Origin of the sequence: Flavobacterium sp. JP2137 (assembly GCF_050562195.1) — a bacterium.
Classification (GTDB): domain Bacteria; phylum Bacteroidota; class Bacteroidia; order Flavobacteriales; family Flavobacteriaceae; genus Flavobacterium.
The window spans coordinates 3,167,571-3,191,463 of the sequence record NZ_CP191647.1 but is presented as its reverse complement, the minus strand read 5'-3'; the positions used below and the strand labels follow the sequence as shown (position 1 = coordinate 3,191,463).

Here is a 23,893-nt window from a genome sequence, read left to right as displayed (position 1 = left end):
TTAGTTCAATAGTTCTTCCGTAAGGGTGTTTATTGCAATAACGCTCTGTGAGTTGGCGGCCAAAGGATTGGCGCGATGGGCGTGAATTAAACGCACCCAACGCTCTATTTTATCGAGGTCTTTATCGGTTAATTTGTGCAAACTGTGCACAAAGCGCTCGTCCAAATCCCGCGTATCCAACATATAGGTGCGGCGAATTTTGGACAGGGCATATAAAATAATCTTATCCGTCAAATCGGAATAGTCGCCCGATTGGAGGTAGAGGGTTGAAATGGTCTTTGTAAAATCCACCGTAGTATTGGTTAGCGGCTTGATGATCGGTATAATGCGCTGCTTGCGCTTGGCGGTGAATAAAACAAAAATGACCAAGCTGATCAACACAAAATACCAAGCCCACTTCAAGGCCGGATTCTGCAAGATAAAGCGAAGCGGGGAGGAGGAAATCACCTCGGAATCCTCTCGAACACTTTGGGTTACCTTCCAATACGTCGGTTGTTTGGGCAGGTACGACAACAGGTTTTCTACGTACAAATGGTTGTTGCTGCGCAACAGCGAATAATTGGTAAACGCCTTGGGTTGGGTGCTGAAATAGAAAAAGCCCTTGCTGTATGGAATCCGTATAAAATTGGGGATTTGCGACTGACTCGTAGTAGTTTGGTAGCCCAATACCGTGGTTCGAGTCACGTCTACCGACTTAAAATGGCTGTTGGAAAACGCCCGATCCAAATTAAACGGCTGTCGCGACAGGGATTGATTGCGGGTCCACACCGTCGTTTTGTTCGAATCGGCATAGGTGTATTCCTCAAAATTCAACGTATCGGTCAATTGCTGTGGGAAAAAGTTGCCCACGGCAAAAATCGTATGACCCTTAGCGACAAAATCCAACAGCATATCCGTATCCGAATAATTCAGACTCGTTCGATCCTCGATCAATAAGAGGGTTTTTAATTCTGTGGAATCCTGTAGCAGAGAGTCGCTTAAAAACTCGTATACACTGTGGTGAAAGCGGTGCAGTGGACGGTCTTGAATCAAGCTGTCTATTTCCCGATTTAAAATGTAGAGCCCAAACGGAATTTTAGCATCGATATCAAAAGACGGTGTCCAATTGATCGGCTTGGGTTTGTTGTAATCGATAACCGCGATTAAAGCCACGGCAAAAACGAAAAACACCAAGTATTTTTTTAGCGTATTATTCATCTTTCCACGGTTTTAAAAATGCGTTAAACGCCTGTACTGCCTTTTCGAAAGCCACAGGGTCCACATCGAATTCGCCATACCAAATGTTGTTGTACAGATAAGACAAATACTGAAACGATTTTCGGGTTTCCCCATTTCGTATTTCCGCTACATAATCCGAATTGGTCTTTTCGATATCCCAGCTGATGATCTCGCGTTGGGCGAGTATCTTTAGCAACCACAAATAGTAATAGCGTATTGCCAAGCGGTGGTGTTCTTCGCGCAATGCCTGTTCGATAAGGGATTTAAAATCGGCCTTTATCAAGTCTTTTTCCACCTCTAGGGGATGCACAGCCAAGGCCTTTTTCGATTTTTTAAAAAACCAAAGGGCGTCTTTGCGCATAAAGGCACGAATGATGTAGGCAATCAGTAATACCAGCACGATAACCGACAGGTAGTTCCAAGCTTTATTCCATACCGTATAAGGCTTCTCGCCGACTTTAACGTCGAAGAAGGCATTGAGCCAACGGGTGATTTTGTTTTTAAAACGCGTCCATAAATTGTCGCTATCCGCCGCTGTGGCGTAGTGAAACTCCGGTTGGGAGGCGTATTTTGCCTTAAAATCAGTCGCAAATTTCTCCTGTACCATCGCGCTATCGCTATCGATCTGAATAACGGCAACAGCTGCTTTGGCCTTCACCGTAGGGAGGCTGACTGCATAGGAAAACGACAGCTGTAAAAACAGGCAGATTGCGAAGACGGTTTTATTCATTGGATTGGCCTAATTGGTCGATGTCAAAACGAGACTGGTTGTTTTCCATCACTTCGCGTTCGCTGTAGTAAATCAATCCTTGATTGATCATCAGCAGGTTGTTCAACACAAAGCTTACGACGATACTAATGATAAAAGTAATCAGATACAGCAGGCTAAAACTGCTGCTTTGCATAATATCGGAATCGCTCTTTAAAGAGGTGAACATCTGCAGCATCATCATTATTTGCGGAATTAGTGTAAAGATACTCAAGACAACCTGCAAGATGATATACATGATTAGGGTACTGCCTATAATGGGCCAGAAATTGTTTTTTAGCATCTTAAAAGCCGTTGCGAACGACTGAAAAAAAGGAGTTCCCTTGACGAGGTAGTCGTTGTAAGACAACATGCTTAGGCTTAGAAGCGTCGGAAGCAAGAGCAATAATAACGGTATGCCGATGATGATGAAAATCATCATAAAGGTCAAGCCAAACGCCACGGTGAACAACGGCATTACGATAAAGACCAATCCCAAAATATAGATTAAAATACGACCGATTTGCTTTTTTAAATCGGCGATGATCATTTCCGAAGTGATGGTTGCACCGGGAAATTTCTCCATGTTTTTCAGATATAAGCTGGGGTAGGAGTAGGATATAGCCGAAAAGATCAATAAGGTGGCCACCATGATTATTCCAAAACAAAAGACCAATAGGGCATTGTCTTGTAGGTAGTTGATGATGAAGTCGGGTTCATAACCGATGCTGCCCGACTGTATGATGTCGAAATACACCTGAAAGACAAAGTAAAAGGAAATCAGCATCAAGACCAAAAAGCCGCCGTTGATCAAAAAATAGTTTTTCATATAATTTTTACCCTCTACTTTAAAAAAATCAAAAGTATCGTTGATATAGCTGCTAAAGCTTCTTTTCTTGAATAGTTGAAACATAGTAAGGGGTATTAAAGGTGAATGCGGTTATAAACTTTTTTGGGGTATATCACAAAGTAATAAAAAATAGCAGTAAAAGTGCCGAAAATAATCAAATAATTTGCGAAATCTGGCATGCTCTGCGCATATCTGGTTACGAATCCTTCAATAAAACCCGCTAATACCGTGAAGGGTACCGTAGCGATAAAGATTTTAAAACCGTCTTTAAAACCCGTTTTAAACGCGTTAAAGCGCGAAAAAGTCTTGGGAAACAAAATGCTGCCACCGAGTATAAAACCGGCAAAAGCCTCGATAATCAAAGCGAAAATCTCCAGGGCGCCGTGTAGCCATATCCCCTGAAAACTCTGAGTAAACTCGCCTTGTTGTACGAAAAAATACTGGAAAGCTCCCAACATAATGGCGTTGTGAAACAAATAGATCAAGGTGCCTAAGCCACCAAAAATACCGTATATAAACAAGCGCAGTCCCACCCATAAATTGTTAAAGGTAATGCCGATAAAGCTGCCCCAATTGCTGCCGGATTGGTAAATGGCCATAGGGTCGCCGTCTTTGATGTTGTCCAAGGTGGTGTTGACATACGAATCCCCCAGGATCAGTCGGACAAAAGAATCGTCATAGTGAGCGGAAAGCACCCCGATGCCGACCAATATAAAAAACAAAATCGCGCTAAAAAAGAGGTAATTCCGGTGTCTATAAACGATCAGCGGTACCTCCGTTTTGTAGAAGTCAACCCATTGATTGCGATCCGTACGCTTGGTTTTGTAAATATTTTGATATGTTTGTACCGCGAGATTATTTAAATAAGCCGTAGTTTTGCTTTTGGGGTAATACGTTTGGGAATACGACAAGTCATTCATCAATTGGATATACATATCCGCCATGAAATCCGGTTTTTTCTTGAGGTTACCGAAAATAGCTTGCTCGAATTCGAACCATTTTTCTTTATTCTGTTTAATAAATATAATCTCTCTCATGGAGAGCTAAAATAGGAAATATGACTCAATTAACCATTACAACGACCCAAAATGTTGCAATAAATTTTGATCATGCATCGATTGGCGAACGCATTTTAGCTTTTGTGCTAGACATGATTATAAAAGCGCTGTACGTAACGGCCGTTTATTTTTTAATGCGGGTTTTTGAGGTGAATACCCCCTTGAGCACTTTGGACTATTGGAGTCAGACTTCGGTGTATTTACTGCTTTTTTTACCGGCTATATTTTATACGCTTTTTTTTGAAATGTTTATGCAAGGGCAAACCCCGGGCAAGCGCGCCTTAAAGATTAAAGTCATCAAGGTCGACGGCTATCAGGCAACTGCAGGCGACTTCTTGATTCGTTGGGTGTTTCGACTCATCGATTTGATGCTCAGCTCTGGCGTTATCGGAGTACTGTCGATTATGCTGACCGACAAAAAACAGCGGCTCGGCGATTTGGTTGCCGGTACGGCGGTGATTTCGACCAAGCAAAGCGTGCGCTTTTCGCAGACGATCTTTCAAGAGATGGAGGTCGATTATATACCGACTTATCCCCAGGTGATATCGCTGTCGGACAACGATATTCGCATAGTAAAAGAAGCGCTTAAAAACATTCGACTCACCCACGACAAAGTGCTGTTACAGCAATTGACCGAAAAAGTGGAAGCCGTTATGGGAGCCCCGAATAAATCGGAAACACAGCTTAAATTTATCGCTACGGTATTGGCCGACTACAACCATTATACGCAGCAGATGTAACGGATTAATTTTTTTACCATGTTTGAGATTTTAGATTTAGTAGGTACCATGGCCTTTGCGGTTTCTGGAGCCCTGGTTGCTATGGAAAAGCGCTTGGACCTGTTCGGCATACTCTCGCTGTCGTTTGTTACGGCAATTGGCGGGGGAACCCTGCGCGATGTGGTCATCGGAATCAGTCCGGTGAGCTGGCTGACGGATTTAAGTTATTTCTTCACCATTATCTTTGGAACGATCCTGGCAGTGGTCTTTCGCAAAAAATTCGCCTTTTTGCGGATGTCGCTCTTGCTTTTTGATACCATCGGTCTGGCTATTTTTACGCTGATCGGCATAGAAAAGGGGATGGGAGTAGGCCTGCACCCCATTATCTGTATTACTCTCGGTACGATTACCGCTTGTTTTGGAGGAGTGATCAGGGATATCTTGGGCAACGACATACCCGTTATTTTTAGAAAGGAGATTTATGCCACGGTGTGTATAGTCGGTGGACTAATCTATTACGCCTTATACTATCTTGAAGTCGGTAAAGACATCAATTATCTGGTGACTTCCGGGGCTATTGTCGTCTTGAGAATACTGGCTGTGGTCAACAAATGGTCTCTGCCACAGGTCAAGATGCCCGCTTAATCCCTTTGAGCAATAGGGCTTTTTGGATGATGTAGGAAAAGAGCACTACAAAACTCGCACCGATAAAGTTGAGCCACAAAAAACTCATCAGGTCTAAGTAATACAGGTAAAAAATCGATAGTTGAGTCAGCAGCGCAGCCCAAAATACCGCATTGGCCTGTACGGATTTAACAAAAATAGCCACTAAGAATATACCCAATACCGTGCCGTAAAATACCGAACCCACGATGTTGACCAACTGGATCAGGTTTTCGAATAAATTGACGACACAGGCCGTCAATATAGCGACTGCACCCCAGAGAACGGTAAAGATTCGCGTGGCTTTTAAATAGTGTTTCTCCGTCTTTTCCGTTTTGAGATTTCGCTTGTACAAATCGATTGCCGTGGTGGCGGCCAAGGCGTTTAGCTCCGAAGCCGAAGCGGCCATGGCAGCACAGAGAATCACTGCCAACAGTAGTCCAATCAGTCCTTTGGGCAGGTAGTTTACAATAAAATAGATAAAGACGTAATCCTTGTCGTTGACCTCTGCCTTGGGGTTGGCCTTTAAGATGATTTCCTTGGCTTGCTCGCGCAGTTCGCGTTCTTTGCTGGAAAGCGACACCATTTTTTCCTGTAAAATCGGGTTGTTGTAGTCTTGGTAAAGCTGGCCGGTATAGAGCATACTCACTTCTTTCTTATCTTCCAAAACCTCGTGCAATTCCCGTTCTACCGTTTGGTATTCCTTGTGGTAAATCGAGGCGTGTACGGCATTGGTATTGGTCGGGTTAAAGTGGAGTGGGGCACTGTGAAATTGAAAGAAAACAAAGACCAAAACACCGGTGAGCAGAATAAAAAACTGCATTGGCACTTTTAGCAGGCCGTTGATGATCAATCCCTTCTGACTTTCCGATACCGATTTGGCCGTAATATACCGCCCAACCTGAGTCTGGTCGGTGCCAAAATACGCCAGCATCAAAAAGAACCCGCCGGCTATACCGTTCCAAAAGGTGTAGCGCACCGTGGGATCAAAGGAGAAATCGACGATTTTCATCTTGTCGTTTGCCGCGGCTATACCCAAGGCGTCTACCAGGCTTAAATCGTCGGGAAAACTGTTGATAATGATGAAAAAAGTCAAGATCAAGCCCGTTAATATCACGAATACCTGCTGCTTTTGCGTCAGTATAATCGCTTTGGATCCGCCGGTTACGGTATAGACCAAAACCGACACTCCGATAATGATGATCAGCGTTTTTAAATCCCATCCCAACAAGGTCGACAAGATAATCGCGGGCGCGTAAATCGTCAATCCGATTACGATGCCCCGCTGAATGAGAAACAGCACGGCGGCTAACGAGCGAATGCGCACATCGAAGCGGCGTTCCAAAAATTCGTAGGCGGTGAACACGTTGTATTTGTAATAACGCGGTATAAAAAAAATGCAAATCACAATCATGGCCAAGGGCAGGCCGAAGTAAAACTGTATAAAGCTCATACCGTCGTGGTATGCCTGGCCGGGTATCGATAAAAACGTAATCGCACTGGCTTGGGTAGCCATCACCGAAAGGGCTACCGCCCAACCCGGAGTTTCCTTATTGGCCAAGATGTATTCATTGACGTTTTTGCTGCGCTTGGTTTTAATCGTACCGTAAAGCACAATAAACAGCAAGGTACAACTCAGTACAATCCAATCGATAGTTTGCATAGCTTAGGAGTACAATTGCATGAGAAAATAAAAAAACAATATATAAAAGAAATTCAATACCAAAACCACCGTATACTTCTTCTTCCAAAGTATACCGCAGTTTTCCGGCAGTATTTTCTTGATGATTTCTCTCATTTATAGGGCTTTAAAACAACGGGAAGCACTTGGCTGCGTCGGGTTTTATCAATCGCTTAGCGCGGGTGTCTCTCACAGGTATGCGCAATAGTTATGCCGTTAATTAGCTGTCCGAACTTTCGCTGGCACTGATTTCCTTGCTCTTTAAATATTCGTGTCTATTGATCATGACAATTCCCTTTTGCAATAAGAGGTTGTTCGGGTAGGATATGCGTTCGCCTTCTCTGGTAATCAACAAAGTGTGGAAGGTTTTAATGTCTTCGATTTCGCCTTCTATCGGAAAATCCTTGTCTTGGATCTTGATTGCATCGCCAATTTTAAAGGGAAAGGAGAAAAACAAGATCACCCCCGCGGTAATATTGCTCAGTATAGACCATTGGGCAAACATCGCTACCCCGATTATAGCAAAAGTAGAAGAGAGTGCCACATAAATGTTTTCCGGCTTGAGTCCCCAAATGGCAAAGAGAATCAACAAACAGAGTATGGTGGTCAAGGCATCGAAATAGCGGTTGATCAGCTTTTTGCGTCTAAGCGCATTTTCCGATACCTCCGAAACGCGGTTGATGATGGCCTTGGTTATAAATCTGGCGGTAAAGTAGAGTCCAATCAGGATGACGGTACTGATTATTTGCGGATAGTATTCTTTAATCATGGTGCGGCGATAAAAAGGATGAGTTGATGATAGAGTTTTTCGATGGGCAGTCCGACGACATTGGTGTAGGAACCCTGAATTTTTTCGATGCCGATAAGCCCGATCCACTCCTGTATGCCGTAGGCTCCAGCCTTGTCAAACGGTTGGTAGTTGGCGACGTAAAAATCGATTTCTTCCTCGCTAAGCGCGCGAAAAGTAACGCCGGTGTGCTCGTTGAAAACCACGGTTTTTTCGGCGCTGCGCAAACAGACCGAACTGATGACCTGATGGGTTTTGCCCGATAGACTCCGCAAGATAGCCACGGCTTCTTCGGCGTTTGCCGGTTTGCCGACCGCTTGGTTTTCATGCCATACAATCGTATCGCTAGCAATTATCAGATCCTCGGGTTCTAAAGCTCCGGCAGCCAGGGCCTTTTGCAAGGCGATATGATTGGTAATCTGACTGGCAGTATAGGAACTCGGATAACTTTCGTCCGCATCGGTAGGCCGGGTAACAAAATCCAAGCCCAGTTCTTGCAAATACGCTTTTCTACGTGGCGAATTCGAAGCGAGTATCAGGTTTTTGGAGGCTAATAAATCAGGAAGCAACATAAGTAGTAAGGTTATAAGTAAGTACGGCAATAGATAAAATACTGGTCCAAATCGTGATTTGAAGTACGATGCGCACCGTTTGTATGCTGCTTCGGGTTTTGGCCTGCCACAGTTCAAACGCGCAATAGAGCAGCGGAGCGATAATCAGCAGCAAAATATACAAAAACAAACTCGAGTGGATGCTCAAGTATAATAAGGTATACCCCAAGACGATGGCCGCGGTAATCAGCGCCAATACAGCCGTGGTTTTGGCGGCAATTTTGCTGCCGTATTTCACCGCTATGGTTTTTTTGTGGTCCATATAATCCGAGGGGCGAAACAAGATGTCTTGAATGCCGGATTGCAGCATAAACAGCAAGAAAAGCATGATGGCAAAATCGACGGTAAAACTAAAATTCAACAGCGATAAGGCGTAATTTCTTAGGTTGAGCTGCGGAATCAAGTCAAAGAGCGCCAGGCCGAGTACCGGAAAAATCAGCAGCAAGGCATAGAGTATATTGCTCCAAATAAAAGATTTGCGCCACTGGGTGATAAAGGAATACAGCAGCACGGCTTGCAGTATAAAAAAGGCTAAAAACGACGGTTTACCGAATAAATGCGACAGATAATACCCGATGGCCACCCCGGAAACCGTGAGCGCAAAATAGAGGTAGTTGCTGTTGGCAATCTTAAATAAGGGAGGCAGCTGCGGCTTCTCTTCCTGAACGGTCAATTGATAGAGGAGCAAACCCCCTAGGGTAATCAATACCAAGGAAGTGATAAATAGGGCAAAGTGCCCGTTGCTCAATGCCGTGGTAAAGCCCGGTTGCATCTTAAAGTAAACCCCGTGAAATAGCAACAAGACACTACAGACTTGAATGACGGATTGTATTTGATTTTTTTTGAGCAATTTCATAATATAGCTGTTTTTTGTTTTTCCTTGTTCTACGGCAACGCTCCAACGGCTAACAGCCCCTACTATAAACACGGGTTTGACCGATTTTAATCGGTCGTTCCACTGCGGTTTTGCCCTGCGGCCAACTAGTCGAGCTTGGCGTCAAAGTGTTCCAACCACTTGCCTTGGGTTTTCATCACCTGTTCGATGACATCGCGTACCGCGCCTTTTCCGCCGCCTATGTGAGAGACGTATTTGGCTATTTTTTTAATTTCCGGAACCGCATCCTGTGGCGCTGTAGGCAAACCCACCAATTGCATCACGTGAAAATCCGGTATGTCGTCGCCCATATACAACACCTGTTCGGGTTTGATTTGATATAGGCTGGTAAACTCCTCAAAGGTCTCTACCTTATTGGGAACCCCCAAGTAAATGTCTGTCAGTCCTAAATTGCGCAACCGAATTCGAGCGCCTTCATTTTTCCCTCCAGAGATAACACATACGGTATATCCGTTTTCCAAAGCGGCTTTCATCGCATAACCGTCGCGAATGTGCATGCTTCTTAGCAAATTGCCATCGGGAGCTATGTGTATGCTACCGTCTGTAAGTACCCCGTCCATATCAAATATGAAAGTGGTGATGTCGTTCATGATCTCTTTGTAATTTCTAGACATTATTTTTTTTGAATTGATTGTGTAATCATTTGATAGATGTTTCTCAGTTGGGGATCGACCAAAAACTCCAGGTGTTTTTCAATGGTTTTTTTGTCTTTGCGAACCGCGGGCCCCGTTTGTGCTTTGAGCGGACTCAGGGTTTGTATCTTGTCTGCGGTTTCTGAAATCAACGGCTTTAAAATGTCAAAGGGCACCTGATTATCCTTGCAGATTTGCGAGCCCAACACATACATGTGATTGACAAAGTTAGACACAAATACCGCCGCTACATGTATGGACTTACGCTGTTCCGAATTGATGTTAAAAACCTTTTCAGAGAATTTTAAAGCTACCTTTTCCAGCAACTCAAAATCCGATGCCTGGGTCGCTTCCAAGCAAAAGGGAATCTTAGAAAAATCCAAGTGCTTCTCCAGGGAAAAGGTTTGCAACATATAAAAAACACCGGCTCGATGCGGTCCTTTAATCGCCTCTATAGACGAGCCGCCAGAGGTATGCGCAATCAACTGATCGCTCAGCGGTATCGCGGCCGACACCTGTTCTATGGCATCGTCCGACACGGCGAGCAGCATCAAGTCTGCCGGCACCAAGTCTTCGTATCGACTGACGATGCGGTCTTGGGGTAAATATGCCGGAAGCTTTGCAGTCCTACGTGCAAATACCTGCTTCAAATGAATGCCTTCTTGCTCGAGTAGGTGTAAAATTAAATGATGGGCTACTTTTCCAGAGCCAATAATTGAGACAGTTATCATGTTGCTAATTTAAGACTTTTTTCATGCGATTCAAGCCAAAATTAGCGCTCACAATCAAAAAAATGTTAAAACAGCAGCGGTAAAAGCCTCCGATAAAGCAGCAGCGCCCTTGTTGAAGTCTGTAAACCCCAATAAGTCGTAAAGCGATCCATTGATTTAAAAGGAATTACTAGACGGGAACCCCTTTTTCGATTTGCGGGTTTTCCATCCACAATAGTAAAGGTCGACTTAGACGGTAAGGATTAGTTTTTCTTTTCGGTATTCGCAATCTTTTTGGGCAAGGTCGCGTCGAACAAATTGACAAAGGCGTTGTTGATCGTGCCGTCGCGGTGCAGCAATAGGGTGCGGTGTACCTTGGTGATGATCCATTTGTCTTTGATCTCTTGGAAATTGAGTGCGCGCAGTTCGCGTATATGCGGGTAGTGGTACTGCCCGATGATGCGTACCCATTCTTCCTGACTGGTGTCGAGGTTAATCGAAATGATTTCCAATTCCGGTTGCAGGGCCAACAGCTCTTCGGCCCTTTTGTGAGAGGCCTCAAAATGACCTAGGGAGTTTTTGGTCCACACGAATATAACGGTGGGCTTGTCAATGATTTTATTGATTGAAACCCGTTCGCCATCCGTATTGATCAACCCGATTTCCGGCAGTCTCTTTTCCATCTTCAGGTTGCTGATTGCCTCCTGAATCTGTATGATTTCGTTGTGCTGACTCTTGTCTGTAGACAGTTCAAAATAGCGCTTTAGAAAAAGCTCGTTGTGAATGATGTTTTGGTCGTCCAACAAATACACAAAGGCGATGTTGTTCCAAACGGCATTTTTGATTTTCTGATTTTTGATCAAGGTGTCCACGACATTGAGCTTGTCGATATTCTTGTCCAAACTGTGTTTGCCTACAAATTCTATTTCATTTTCGTCGACGATCGAATTGAGCATCACCGATAAATAGCGCGTAAAAGAAGAAAAATTGCTGAGTTTCTCGTTGTTGAAATCTATTTTTTTGCGGTAATCGTAGTAGTCTTTGGGCAGCTTTTTGCGCACATCCTCCTTTTCGCGCATCAGGTGGGCGAGGGGATAAATCTCCTTTTTGGAAAAATAGTGCAGGTCGAGCATCGCCTTGGCGTATAAGTCAAAATCTCGATCCCAGCCGATTTCGGTTTTCTTACGCAGGTAGTACGCAATTTTGGAAGCATGGGCAGAATCGTTTTTCCGAACAAAGTCGTTGACAGGGTCGTCGAATTGCGAATACATCCGTTGCCTATCGACCAAATTCTTGGTGTTTAAATCCATCAGGAAATTGTTCTTTTGGTCGCCACGACCAGAAAAGATAATCGAGTGGTCAAAATCGCGGGTGTTCAAACGCAGGTTTAAGCTGTCGTTTTTGTCAAAATACACATATTGATATTCCGGATTGTGTTTGTAGATATACATACCCGGACTCAGGGAGTCAAATTTTTTAAAAAAGCGGTTGTTTTGGTCGAGGTATAAGGTGTCTAGCACCTCGTTGTCCTTGCAAAACAGCACGTAGTTTTCCTGTGGACTAATGATTTCTCCTTGAAAATAAGCCGTATAGTCATTGGCATCAAAACTTTTCTTACAAGAGCAAAAGAGTGTTATAAAAGCAAGTGATGTGACGATAAAGGGCGTATTTTTTATACAAGAACTCATTAATGTTTTGTTTAATCTGTTGGTTTTGAACAAAAATAATCTTTACAAACTAGGGTTGGTGTTAAGGCGTCGTTAAATAAGCACTAAAGCCTGTGTTTTTAAGTGTGCTGTTATCTAGTATATTTTTAGTAAATTTGCAAACAATAGAAAAAAATATAAGTAATAGCCATGTTAACAGTTTCAAATCTTTCAGTACAATTCGGTAAGCGAATTTTATTTGACGACGTAAATGCAACCTTCACCCAAGGCAACTGCTATGGGATTATTGGTGCCAATGGTGCGGGTAAGTCTACATTCTTAAAAATTATCGCAGGAGAATTTGATCCGACTTCAGGCCGGGTTATTTTAGAACCGGGCAAGAGAATGTCGGTACTGAATCAGAACCACAATATGTTTGACGAACACACGGTTCTGGAAACGGTAATGATGGGAAATAAAACCCTCTATGCCGTAAAGAAAGAAATGGACGAGTTGTATTTGGACTATACAGACGAAAATGCCGACCGCATTGGAGAACTGCAAGTGATCTTTGAAGAGATGAACGGCTGGAATGCCGAGTCCAATGCCGCCACCCTATTGTCTAACTTGGGCATATCGGAAACCTTTCACTATTCTTTGATGGGAGAGATGGACGGTAAGCTAAAAGTACGGGTGTTGTTGGCACAAGCGCTCTTTGGAAACCCAGACGTATTGATTATGGATGAGCCGACCAACGACTTGGATTTTGAAACCATCGCTTGGTTGGAAAATTTCTTGGCCAATTACGACAATACCGTTTTAGTAGTATCTCACGACCGTCACTTTTTAGATGCGGTGTGTACCCATATATCCGATATCGATTTCGGTAAAATCAACCATTATTCCGGTAACTATACGTTTTGGTACGAGTCCAGCCAATTAGCGGCCAGACAACGCGCACAACAAAACAAAAAAGCCGAGGAGAAAAAAGCGGAATTGGAAGAGTTTATTCGCCGTTTTAGCGCCAACGTAGCCAAATCCAAACAAGCGACTTCTCGTAAGAAGATGATCGACAAATTAAAGCTGGACGACATCAAGCCGTCAAGCCGTCGTTACCCGGCCATTATCTTTGATCAGGAAAGAGAAGCCGGCGATCAAATTTTAAACATCGAAGGCCTTTCGGCTTCTCTAGATGGAGAAGTGCTGTTTAAAGACGTCGATTTTAATGTAGCCAAGGGCGATAAAGTGATTATATTCTCCAAGGATTCCCGTGCAAGTACGGCTTTTTATGAGATACTCAACGAAAAACGCGCTGCGGATTCCGGTAAATTTGATTGGGGGGTAACCACAATTCAGTCTTACCTGCCTTTGGATAACCACGAGTATTTTGAAAACGATTACACCTTGGTAGACTGGTTGCGCCAATGGGCAAAAACCGAAGAGGAACGCGACGAAGTTTATGTACGTGGATTTTTGGGGAAAATGATTTTCTCCGGAGAAGAGGCCTTAAAAACCGGACGGGTATTGTCGGGAGGAGAAAAAGTACGCTGTATGATTTCCCGAATGATGATGCTTAGAGCCAACGTATTGATGTTGGACGAACCGACCAACCACTTGGACTTGGAATCGATTACCGCTTTTAACAACTCCCTAAAAAACTTTAAGGGTACCGTATTGTTTACCACGCACGATCATGAGTTCTCTCAAACCGTGGGTACGCGTATATTGGAACTCACGCCAAATGGTGCCATCGATCGTTATATGACGTTCGACGATTATTTGGACGATCCTAAAGTTCAAGAATTGAGAAAGAAAATGTATAACCTGTAAATTCGGGTCTTTTATAAACAAATCAGGCGCTCCTCATCGAGCGCCTGATTTGTTTTAAGCGAATGTCTAGGGTTTATTCGACACAAGCGATGTTTTCTATAAAGTAACGCGTGGGGAAATACGTTTTGTCCACACTTTTAGAGGCCAGTTTTTCAACGACCTCATAGGTAAATACCGCGGTGGAAAAACGCAGTCGCATCACGCTGACAGGCGATTTTTTCAACTTGGCTATATCGTCTTTCTCAATTTGAAAATACGTGCTGAGGATGCGAATATTGGCCTGTTGCTCGGGGTCGAAAGACAGCGAATTGCAGTAATCATCCTGTGCATGACGCAGATTGACTATGGTGCCGTCTAATAGTTGAAAGGTGATTAGGGATTTGGCGTCTACACAAGTGGTCGGGATAAAAAGCGCGTCCTTTTGGAGAAACTGCAATTGCACATAAGCGGTTTCCTCCGATTTGACCAAAGCGATATACACCGATTCTAAGGCGGGTTTATAGCTGCGTTCGACAAACAGGTAATCGTTGGTTTTGGTAAAACGAGTGCTGTCGTTTTCAATGACGTAATCGATATCGCAGTCTTTTTTTTGAGCGAGGGATACTACGCTTACAAACAAACTCAATAACATTAGGCTAAACTTCATGATCAATTTATTTTTTCGCAAAGTACTATAATTTTTTCATTGTGGCAGTTGGTGGTAAAGAAAAAGTACTGGTCGCCACCTTCCTTTATCTTCCATTTCTGGCGGAGTTCGCTCACGCTAATCGGGAAATTCCGAATCGTGATATGAGCTTTTCGATTTTGCAACTGCGCTTTCATTTGCTGTTTGTTAAACGGGTATTGCGCAAGAATCTTAAAGGTGCGCCCGGGAAAGTCGACCAGCGCATCAGCGGTATACAGCTGGGAGTGTTGGTGCAATTTATCCAAGGCATATATTTCGGAAATTCGCTGGAACTGACCGGTTTTCATCAACGCGCTATTAGGTTCGTACAAATAGGTTTTAGGCAGGGCATAAGTGGCCTGTGCAGTCGCTTCGGCGGCTACTGTCGACTCAAAGCGGTCTATGCGGTCTTTTTTGAGGTTGACCGCTACCACTCTTGCCGTGTCGCTATAGCCTTGCTCCAACAGCCACAGCAACTCCTTAACCTCGTTGTCCAAGGCCACCACGTGAATTTCTTTGACGTATTTCAGTTCGTTTAAACCCGCGGCCAAATCCAATAGCGGTGCCGTTTTAATCAACACCCGAGCGCTGTACTGGAAATACGTGTCCAACAACAGCGGTACATTGGGTTCGCAGTCGCTCAAGAAAAACACTTTTTCCTTGGCCTGATTGCGGCGTGCGGGATCGACGTAAATGCAGTCCCAGGTTTGATCCAGTTCCTTTAAAATCGCCATTCCATCACCGCTGATACAACGGATATTGTCCGCGTTCAACACCTTGTAGTTGTGGGCAACCAAATCCGATAACGGCTCCTGCCACTCACAGTGTGTAACGCCTTGGAACACCTTGGCGAAATAATAGGCATCGATTCCCAATCCCCCAGTGAGGTCGATTAATTCCCGACCACTTACCAGTGATGCCTTATAAGCCGCACAGGCCTCGGATGAGGTTTGTTCGATAGACAGACTCGCCGGATACAAAATGCCTGGCGTTTCATACCATGTGGGCAGTTTTCCCTGCGCCTTGCGCTTGGATTGTATCTGTGTAAGCAGGTCGATCCACTCCAAATGTGGAAAGGGATTCTTTTGTAAAGCCAATCGCATGACGTCCTTGTCCAAGGACTGTTGTATAAATTCCTGTACCTCGGAATGCAAGAGTTCGGTTTTCAATTAAATATCTTTAGTTAAGAGCTGAATGAATTTGACATGGGGGAAAAATTCTTTCCCAATGACCTTTAAACAGGTGTATATCGGTATGGCAAGAATCATTCCAAACACCCCGGTCATCATACCGCTAGCCAATATGACAATGAAGATTTCCAACGGATGCGATTTGATGCTGTTCGAGAATATCAACGGCTGATTGAAGTTGTTGTCGATAAACTGAACGATAAAGAAACCGATCATCACCGAAATGGCCTTGGGCAAGATCACCTCGTTAAAATCTTCGCTGATATAGCTCAACATCGTCAATATAACCCCGAGTAAATTGGCGATTAAGGGACCGATATAGGGGATGATATTGAGTATGGCACATAAAAATGCGATCATCAAAGCCCCCTTAACGCCAAAAATGAGCAAGACGATTAAGGTCAGTATAAAAACGACAAAGAGCTGAATAGCCAGACCTACGAAATAACGCGAGAGCAAATCGTTGATCTTGTCCAAGGAGGCCAAAACCCGGTCCTCCTGTTTTTCGGGTAGTAATTTTTTAAAGTGGTATTGGAAAATCGCCCGATCCTTGAGAAAGAAAAAGGTAATAAAAAATGTCGAGGCTATGCCGATACCCAAGCCGCTGATAGTGCTGATAATCGAATTGAAAATATTCGGAATAAAATCAAAATTCAGCTTGGAACTCAAATTCGATTGGTTGAGCAATTTTTCCAAACTCAAATCGCGAACCGCCAAGATACCATCGATTTGCTGTACCAAATGTGTCACGTCTTCCTGCAATCGGGCCGTGTTTAGCACCGATAGATTTTGCGCCTGAGTAGTAAACAAGGGAACAAACATAAAGACAAAGCCCAACATAATCAGGATAAATAAAACCATGGTGACGATGACGGCAATGATTTTTTTAAAATGCAGCTTTTTGGTCAAAAAACGGATGATGGGACTGCCCATTAGCGACAAGATTAGCGCACAACAGAAATAGATGAAAATAGACTTAATCTGGTACAATAAGTAGAGTATAACTGCCATTGCGATGAGCGTAATCACCGCCTTGACTATACCGTGGGAGATTTCTTTTGCTGTAGACATAGACTTTTTATTCAAATGTAATAAAACTAATGCAACAATTATAAGTGTTCGGGTTTTATTGTTTAGAATGCCGCTTTAGCACTTTAGTGCAATGCCTTGCCTTCGTGATTTTGACGCTGCCTTGCACCGCCAACAAAAAATTTAACAGCTCTAGGTGTTTTTGGATAAAGTTTTGAAAACCCCGCTGGCGCCAGCATCTTGCTGGTGCCTATGAAGTTAGCTAGCAATTACCGTGTGTTTTTGAACGATTAAATAGTGTGTTAAAAGGGAAAAAACATTATTTTTATTATTAAAAAAACAGCGGTGTAAGGATTGCGTTTTGAATTTATTAGGCTTTTTATTTAAGCATACCAAAGGATTGACTGCGTTGAATTTACAATTTCGTGTGGTAGCCTTCGTCGGGACAATCGGACCTGGCGATGTCTCTACAAACCCAAACGGCAGTTCGGGCAGACGCTATCCGATTTCCCAAAGCGATGAGGTCCATACCATCCGCATTATATGAAAGTACAGACTTAATCTTCGTTGGTAAACACAAAACTGTGACAAGCTACGACGGCTGCTGTTTCGGTTCTTAGGCGGGTATGGCCTAGGGAGACCGGCTGATAATTGCGTTGGAGGGCAACTTGGATTTCCGCGCTTGAAAAATCCCCTTCGGGGCCGATTAGCAAGGTGTATTTTTCGTTTTTTGGGATGCTGTTTTTCAATAGTTTTTTGGCACCATCCTCGCAATGTGCTATGTATTTATGGCCTTCTATATCCTTTTTTAAAAATTCTTTTAAGGATATGGGCGCATTTAAAAGGGGCAGATGAAACTGTAGGGATTGTTTCATCGCAGATTGTATGATTTTCTCAAAACGCTCTGTTTTTATAATCTTGCGTTCCGAGTGTTCACAAATGATGGGGGTGATTTCTTGTATTCCCATTTCGGTGGCTTTTTCCAAAAACCACTCAAAGCGCTCATTCATTTTCGTCGGGGCTACGGCGAGGTGTATGCGGTAATTCGGCTGCGGGTATTCCGTGACTTTTAATACCTGAGTGGCGCATTTTCTTTCGGATTCCAAGGTGATTTGCAATTCCATTAAAAAGCCTAAGCCGTTGGTAACATGGAGGATGTCGCCCGTTTTTTTACGCAATACTTTAATGATGTGTTTGCTCTCTTCCTTGTCGAAAAAAAACTCTTTTTGGTCGGCGGTAAGTTCGGGGGCGTAAAATAATTGCATAGGTTTTTGTTTTAAAATTCAATTCGGGCTTTGGAAACAACTCCAGCATCGCTAAAGTGATTTTCCTTAAATCGGTAATAACCCACTATGCCAATCATGGCCGCATTGTCGGTGGTATATTCAAATTTGGGAACAAAGGTCTTCCAGTTGTATTGGGTTTCTGCTTCTTTTAGCGCCTTGCGAATTCCCGAGTTGGCAGAGACGCCACCGCCTATTGCGATTTGGCGAATGCCGGTTTGCGCTACGGCCAACTTGAGTTTGTCCATCAGTATTTGAACGATGGTTTCCTGTATGGACGCACAGATGTCGTTGCGCTGCTCTTCGATGAAATGGGGGTTCTCTGCAAGCTGTTTTTGTACAAAATAGAGAATTTGCGTTTTTAAACCGCTAAAACTAAAGTTTAGTCCCGGTACCTTAGGCTTGGTAAAGCGGTAGGCTTTGGGATTGCCCAATTGGGCATATTTGTCGATTAATGGGCCACCAGGATAGGGAAAGCCCAGTGTTTTGGCACTTTTGTCAAAGGCTTCTCCCACGGCGTCATCGGTGGTTTCGCCGATTATCTTGAGGTCAAAAAAGCTGTTGACCACCACGATTTGCGTATGCCCTCCCGATATGGTCAATGCCAAAAACGGAAAAGTCGGTTTGTCAAAACCCGCCTCGTCTATAAAATGGGCCAATATGTGTGCGTGCATGTGGTTTACTGCGACCAAGGGAATATTAAGAGCCATAGCCATGGATTTGGCAAAGGAACTCCCCACCAATAGCGAACCCATCAAGCCAGGACCCTGCGTAAAGGCGATGGCCGTAAGCTGTTCTTTGGTGATTTGGGCCTTTTTTAAGGCCACGTCAATTACCGGAACGATGTTTTGTTGGTGCGCGCGCGAGGCCAATTCGGGTACCACACCGCCGTATTCTTCGTGTATGTGCTGCTGAGCAACCACGTTGGAAAGCACGGTAGTGTCGCGCATTACCGCAGCGGCTGTATCGTCACAAGAACTTTCTATGGCCAGTATATATATGGGTTTTTCAGACATTTAAATATCGAAATTTGTAATTTAATATTAGCAGATTTGGCGACTTTTATCACAGAAATTACTATTTTTGTTTGTTTCTAGCGGAGTCGGTTTTTTAAAAAGCAAATTTAAAACAATATTCAACATCAAAACATTTTATAAAACACTATTTCGTGTCGTACTTGGATTAGTTGTCCTCTTGCTATTTTTGGCAATAGCGCTGACCTTGCCGTTTGTTCAAACTAAGATAGCTCGTGTGGTTACCGATAAGTTGAACGAGGGCTTTGGTACAGAAATCTATGTCGATAAGGTGGCGATTACCGTTTTTGGTGGGGTAACCCTCAAAGGGGTTAATGTATTGGACGACCACCAGCGCTCTTTTATTAACATAGACAACTTCAATACCAACATACTCGACTTTAAGCAACTCATAGCGGGGAAGCTGTATTTCGGTCATGCCGCTATGGACGGTTTATACCTGAATATCCACACCTATAAAGGCGCGACCACTACCAACTTAGACCAGCTGATCGAAGCCTTTGACGACGGTCAGGAAGGCGATGGAAGCTTTCGATTAAGCGCTCAAGACTTAAAGATTCGAAACAGCCATTTCTTGATTTCAGACGACAATCACGAAAATCCCGTATCCTTAGACCTCAAAGAGCTCAACGGGCATATACTCAAGTTTCTAATCAAGGGACCAGAGATTTTTGCCACGATTAAATCCCTGCAATTGGTCGAAAACCACGGTCTGGTAGTCAAGGATTTACAAACGGAGTTTTCCTATATCAAAAACAATATTACCCTGAATAAACTCTTTTTAAAAACCAAAGAATCGGTACTGACCGGGGCGATTAAAATGGATTTTGAAAACGACGATATGAAATACTTCGTCGATCGTGTTAAATTGGAGGTACAAATTGAGAAGGCTTCGTTGGCTACAAACGACATCAACCTGTTTTATCCCGAATTCGGTGCAGGACATATACTCTTTTTAAAAACCGAGTTAAAGGGGGTGATGAACGACTTTACGCTAACCGATTTAAAATTGATCGACGACCATTACTCGGAAGTCGTGGGTTATTTTAGATTTCAGAACATCTTTGGCGACAGCGGTCCCTTTAGAATGGATACCAAACTCACCAGATTGAGTTCGACCTATTACGACTTAAAGGATTTGATGCCCAATGTGTTGGGTAAGCTCTTGCCGATAGAACTCGCCCGTTTGGGCAGTATGAACTTGTCGGGAACGATAGGGCTGACCAAAAGGACGCTCGACACCGATATCGATTTGATTTCCTCGGCCGGTAGGGTGGTGGCCAAAGTGGGCATGACCAATATCGATAAAATCGAAGACGCCACCTATTTGGGAACCATAGCATTGACCGATTTTAATTTGGGCGAAATTCTCGCCGATCCCTCCTTTGGAAAGACCAACCTCGACATTCAACTCGACGGTAGGGGATTTTCGGAAAAATACCTCAATACCAGTTTAGTAGGCAAGGTAACTTCCTTCGCTTTTAAGGGGTATAACTACCAGCATATCGAGGTCGATGGAACCATGAGAATGCCGTATTTTAAAGGTTATTTAAACAGTAACGACCCCAACTTAAAACTGGCTTTTGACGGACTTATCGACCTGAGTTCCAAAGTTAAAAACTACGACTTTACCGCAAAGATTGACTATGCCGATTTGTATAAGTTGCACTTTGTCAAAGATACGCTTGCCATCTTTAAAGGCGACCTCTCTTTTCGGGCTTCTGGCAATACCTTGGACGATTTGGCTGGGGAATTCCACCTCGAGCACGCGATGTATCAAAACAGCAAAGACCACTATTTGTTCGAAGATTTCTTGGTCGAATCCAAGTTTAGCCCAGATGGGGTACGCTCGATTTCCCTGAGTTCGGAAGACGCCATTGAAGGCCAGCTTTCCGGAAAATTCGAAATGGGTCAAATGGTTAAAATAGTAGAAAATGCCCTGGGGAGTTTGTATACCAACTACTCGGCTTTTAAGGTAAAACCCAATCAATATTTTGATTTTGACTTTACGGTAAACAGCAAGTTGATCGAGATCTTTTTGCCGATGCTCTCCGTACAGGAAAACAGTAAAATACGCGGAAACATCAACGCCGATCAAGGCGACTTTAAACTGAAATTCTCCTCGCCAGGAGTAACCTATAACGCGATTTCTGCCAGCAACATTCAATTGAATGTCAACAATCAGAATCCGCTCTACAATGCCTTTGTCTCGGTAGATAGCGTCAAGACCAAGGGGTATTCCATCTCCGATTTTAACCTGATCAACGTCACGCAAAACGATACGCTGTTTTTCCGTACTGAGTTTAAAGGAGGCAAACAGGGTAAAGACTATTTTAACCTAAACCTCTATCACACGATAAATCCAGAAAACCAATCGGTGGTTGGATTTAAAAAATCGGAATTGAATTTTAAAGATTATCTGTGGTTCCTCAATGAAAACGACGACGAAGAGAATAAAATCGTGTTTAACAAAAAACTGACCGACTTTAGCGTCGATAAAATGTCGCTAACACACGACGGTCAATTGGTGGAATTGAGTGGGGTGCTGCGCGATTCGACCTACAAGGATTTAAAGCTGTCCTTTGATGGCGTGGACCTGAACAAGATTACCCCCGAGCTCAACAATATGGAATTCGGTGGAAACATCAACGGTTCGGTGAATTTTGAACAAAAGGGAACGATTTTTCACCCCTCTTCCGATATCACGATCGATGCGCTAGTAGTGAATAAAGTGCCTTTGGGCGATTTGATTTTTATGATAGACGGCGATGAGAAATTGCAGAATTTCAAAGTCAATTCGAGCATCATCAAAGACCATGAAGAGAAGTTTTTCCTCAATGGAGGAATCAATATCGTGGGTAAAAACAGCCTGTTAAACCTCAATGCGGGCTTTAATAAATTTGAATTAAAGACCATTGGTCCGCTGTTGAGTTCGATCGTTTCCGACGTACGCGGTCATGCTTCTGGGCGAATTAGCGTGTTGGGCACGCATCTCAAACCCGAGATCGAAGGGCGTCTGTATCTGGACGATGCGGGTATGAAGTCGAAGTTTACCGGTGTGGACTACAATTTTGAGCAAAATTCCGCCTTGGATTTAACCCAGGAGCAATTTATACTGAGAAGTGTAAAACTCATCGATTCCAAGTACCAAACTTCGGGTATCTTAAAAGGCGCGATCAAACACAAAAAATTTGACGACTGGAACCTGGATTTGCATTTGGCTTCGGACAATTTGTTGGGCTTAGATACCCCCTATGCCGAAGGTAGCGCGTATTATGGAACCGCCTATATCAATGGAACGGCCTCGATTACCGGACCGGTAGACCTGCTTTCCATTACGATAAACGCCACCTCAAACAAGGGAACGGCGATCAAAATTCCGCTTAATGAAGCCCAAGGAGTAGGCGACAACTCCTTTATCCACTTTTTATCGCCCCAAGAAAAAGCCAACAGGCTTAAGGGCTTGGGCAAGGAGTCGTTCAAGTACAGCGGAATTGAATTGGACTTTGAATTTGTTGTAACCCCAGATGCGGAAATCGAAATCATCCTAGACCGCGAATCGGGTCACGCGATGAAAGGCCGAGGTGCGGGTTTTATCACCATGGAAATCAATACCCTGGGCAAGTTTAATATGTGGGGCGATTTCCAAGCCTACGAAGGGGACTACAACTTCAAATACGGGGGAATCATCGACAAGCGCTTTGAAGTGAAAAAATTCGGTACCATCCGCTGGGATGGAGATCCAATGAATGCCGCTTTGGATTTGCAGGCAATTTACCATACCGAAGCCAATCCAAGTGTAATTATCGACAACGCGATTTTAAACAGAAAAGTACCGACCGACGTATCCATACTTCTAAACGGAAGTTTAAGCAGCCCTGAGGTGGATTTTGAAATCAACTTCCCCAATGTGAGCTCGGTGGTCAAGTCGGAAATAGATTATAAATTAAGCGATAAAGACACGCGAGAAAGACAGGCCATGGCGCTATTGGCAACCGGCAGTTTCTTCTCGTCAGACAATGCTTCTTCCTTGGCTTACGGCAGTTTGTTCGAACGGGCGAGCAGTATTTTTGACGACCTTTTCTCCGATTCAGACGATAAGTTTAAAGTCGGACTAAACTATGCGCAAGCCGAGAGAAATCCGTATGCCCAAAGCGAAGGCCGCGTAGGGGTAACCTTTTCGACCAAGGTCAACGAGCGCATTTCTGTAAACGGAAAATTGGGCGTACCCGTAGGAGGAGCAGAGGAATCGGTAATCGTAGGAGACGTGGAGGTGCTGTTGCGATTGAATGACGACGGCACCCTAAATGCCCGTGTTTTTAACCGCGAAAACGATATTAATTACATCGGGGAGGGAATCGGATATACACAAGGGGTGGGATTGTCTTACGAAGTGGATTTTGACACCTTTAGAGCCTTGCTGCGCACCCTGTTGAACAAGGCCGCAGAAGCCGAGGACGAAAAGAAAAAAGACGGTAGTAAGGCAGGCGATGAATTGCCCGATTCCGATTACAACTCGGAGTTTATCCGCTTTTACGAAAATAGACGCCAATCCAATCCCGATGCGGAATCTCAAGATGAGGACTAAAAAAATAACCCCGTGAGAACACCCAAAAAATCCAGTACGAACTACTGGATTTTTTGT

Annotated in this window: 21 protein-coding genes; 4 read left to right on the top strand and 17 right to left on the bottom strand. The window is 43.8% G+C overall.

What is annotated here, in order from left to right:
* From ACQZ43_RS14125 to ACQZ43_RS14110, 4 genes are read right to left on the bottom strand one after another with little or no spacing between them, the layout of a single operon-like run.
* Complete coding sequence (locus ACQZ43_RS14125) at positions 1-1,197, bottom strand: DUF4350 domain-containing protein (RefSeq protein WP_430613333.1); 1,197 nt, start codon at positions 1,195-1,197, stop codon at positions 1-3.
* Complete coding sequence (locus ACQZ43_RS14120; protein WP_430613332.1) at positions 1,190-1,948, bottom strand: DUF4129 domain-containing protein; 759 nt, start codon at positions 1,946-1,948, stop codon at positions 1,190-1,192. Before ACQZ43_RS14120 ends, ACQZ43_RS14125 begins: the two co-directional genes overlap by 8 nt.
* On the bottom strand, positions 1,941-2,879 hold the full coding sequence (locus ACQZ43_RS14115; protein ID WP_430613331.1) for a hypothetical protein: 939 nt from the start codon (positions 2,877-2,879) through the stop codon (positions 1,941-1,943). The genes ACQZ43_RS14120 and ACQZ43_RS14115 overlap by 8 nt, the downstream gene beginning before the upstream one ends.
* A gap of 11 nt (positions 2,880-2,890) precedes the next feature.
* The gene (locus ACQZ43_RS14110; RefSeq protein WP_430613330.1) at positions 2,891-3,853 is read right to left on the bottom strand and encodes a stage II sporulation protein M; all 963 of its coding nucleotides are present in this window, start codon (positions 3,851-3,853) and stop codon (positions 2,891-2,893) included.
* A gap of 20 nt (positions 3,854-3,873) precedes the next feature.
* Between ACQZ43_RS14110 and ACQZ43_RS14105 the strand changes: the two genes are divergently transcribed.
* Positions 3,874-4,614 carry an RDD family protein gene (locus ACQZ43_RS14105; RefSeq protein ID WP_430613329.1) on the top strand — a complete coding sequence of 247 codons (741 nt, stop codon included), beginning with the start codon at positions 3,874-3,876 and terminating at the stop codon, positions 4,612-4,614.
* Between the two features lie 18 nt (positions 4,615-4,632).
* Positions 4,633-5,238, top strand: coding sequence for a trimeric intracellular cation channel family protein (locus tag ACQZ43_RS14100; RefSeq protein ID WP_430613328.1), 606 nt, complete (start codon positions 4,633-4,635; stop codon positions 5,236-5,238).
* On the opposite strand, the gene ACQZ43_RS14095 is transcribed toward ACQZ43_RS14100, so the two are convergent.
* From ACQZ43_RS14095 to ACQZ43_RS14060, 8 genes are all read right to left on the bottom strand, one after another.
* Positions 5,222-6,919, bottom strand: coding sequence for a sodium:solute symporter (locus ACQZ43_RS14095; RefSeq protein WP_430613327.1), 1,698 nt, complete (start codon positions 6,917-6,919; stop codon positions 5,222-5,224). The genes ACQZ43_RS14100 and ACQZ43_RS14095 overlap by 17 nt on opposite strands.
* Before the next feature lie 3 nt (positions 6,920-6,922).
* Positions 6,923-7,054: a hypothetical protein gene (locus ACQZ43_RS14090; protein ID WP_430613326.1), complete on the bottom strand. Its 132-nt coding sequence runs from the start codon at positions 7,052-7,054 to the stop codon at positions 6,923-6,925.
* Positions 7,055-7,157: 103 nt separating this feature from the next.
* On the bottom strand, positions 7,158-7,706 hold the full coding sequence (locus tag ACQZ43_RS14085) for a mechanosensitive ion channel domain-containing protein (RefSeq protein ID WP_430613325.1): 549 nt from the start codon (positions 7,704-7,706) through the stop codon (positions 7,158-7,160).
* The gene (locus ACQZ43_RS14080; protein WP_430613324.1) at positions 7,703-8,296 is read right to left on the bottom strand and encodes a Maf family nucleotide pyrophosphatase; all 594 of its coding nucleotides are present in this window, start codon (positions 8,294-8,296) and stop codon (positions 7,703-7,705) included. Before ACQZ43_RS14080 ends, ACQZ43_RS14085 begins: the two co-directional genes overlap by 4 nt.
* Positions 8,283-9,191, bottom strand: a complete 909-nt coding sequence (locus ACQZ43_RS14075; protein ID WP_430613323.1) for a hypothetical protein — start codon at positions 9,189-9,191, stop codon at positions 8,283-8,285. The genes ACQZ43_RS14080 and ACQZ43_RS14075 overlap by 14 nt, the downstream gene beginning before the upstream one ends.
* A 125-nt stretch (positions 9,192-9,316) precedes the next feature.
* Positions 9,317-9,844, bottom strand: coding sequence for a KdsC family phosphatase (locus ACQZ43_RS14070; protein ID WP_430613322.1), 528 nt, complete (start codon positions 9,842-9,844; stop codon positions 9,317-9,319).
* A complete protein-coding gene (locus tag ACQZ43_RS14065) occupies positions 9,844-10,593 on the bottom strand; it encodes a Rossmann-like and DUF2520 domain-containing protein (RefSeq protein WP_430613321.1) in 750 nt (249 codons plus the stop codon). The genes ACQZ43_RS14070 and ACQZ43_RS14065 overlap by 1 nt, the downstream gene beginning before the upstream one ends.
* Before the next feature lie 242 nt (positions 10,594-10,835).
* Positions 10,836-12,260, bottom strand: a complete 1,425-nt coding sequence (locus ACQZ43_RS14060; protein WP_430613320.1) for a TlpA family protein disulfide reductase — start codon at positions 12,258-12,260, stop codon at positions 10,836-10,838.
* A gap of 168 nt (positions 12,261-12,428) precedes the next feature.
* Between ACQZ43_RS14060 and ACQZ43_RS14055 the strand changes: the two genes are divergently transcribed.
* The gene (locus ACQZ43_RS14055) at positions 12,429-14,048 is read left to right on the top strand and encodes an ABC-F family ATP-binding cassette domain-containing protein (protein WP_430613319.1); all 1,620 of its coding nucleotides are present in this window, start codon (positions 12,429-12,431) and stop codon (positions 14,046-14,048) included.
* A 73-nt stretch (positions 14,049-14,121) separates the two neighbouring features.
* Here ACQZ43_RS14055 and ACQZ43_RS14050 read toward each other — a convergent pair whose 3' ends face one another.
* From ACQZ43_RS14050 to tsaD, 5 genes are all read right to left on the bottom strand, one after another.
* Positions 14,122-14,694, bottom strand: coding sequence for a hypothetical protein (locus tag ACQZ43_RS14050; protein WP_430613318.1), 573 nt, complete (start codon positions 14,692-14,694; stop codon positions 14,122-14,124).
* Positions 14,695-14,696: 2 nt separating this feature from the next.
* Positions 14,697-15,881 (bottom strand): class I SAM-dependent methyltransferase, encoded by a 1,185-nt coding sequence (locus tag ACQZ43_RS14045; RefSeq protein ID WP_430613317.1) that lies wholly within the window; start codon positions 15,879-15,881, stop codon positions 14,697-14,699.
* Complete coding sequence (locus tag ACQZ43_RS14040; RefSeq protein ID WP_430613316.1) at positions 15,882-16,973, bottom strand: AI-2E family transporter; 1,092 nt, start codon at positions 16,971-16,973, stop codon at positions 15,882-15,884.
* Between the two features lie 515 nt (positions 16,974-17,488).
* Positions 17,489-18,196: a 16S rRNA (uracil(1498)-N(3))-methyltransferase gene (locus tag ACQZ43_RS14035; protein WP_430613315.1), complete on the bottom strand. Its 708-nt coding sequence runs from the start codon at positions 18,194-18,196 to the stop codon at positions 17,489-17,491.
* 11 nt (positions 18,197-18,207) lie between these two features.
* Positions 18,208-19,230 (bottom strand): tRNA (adenosine(37)-N6)-threonylcarbamoyltransferase complex transferase subunit TsaD, encoded by a 1,023-nt coding sequence (gene tsaD, locus ACQZ43_RS14030; RefSeq protein ID WP_430613314.1) that lies wholly within the window; start codon positions 19,228-19,230, stop codon positions 18,208-18,210.
* Positions 19,231-19,465: 235 nt separating this feature from the next.
* Between tsaD and ACQZ43_RS14025 the strand changes: the two genes are divergently transcribed.
* Positions 19,466-23,836 carry a translocation/assembly module TamB domain-containing protein gene (locus ACQZ43_RS14025; RefSeq protein WP_430613313.1) on the top strand — a complete coding sequence of 1,457 codons (4,371 nt, stop codon included), beginning with the start codon at positions 19,466-19,468 and terminating at the stop codon, positions 23,834-23,836.
* Positions 23,837-23,893: the final 57 nt, after the last annotated feature.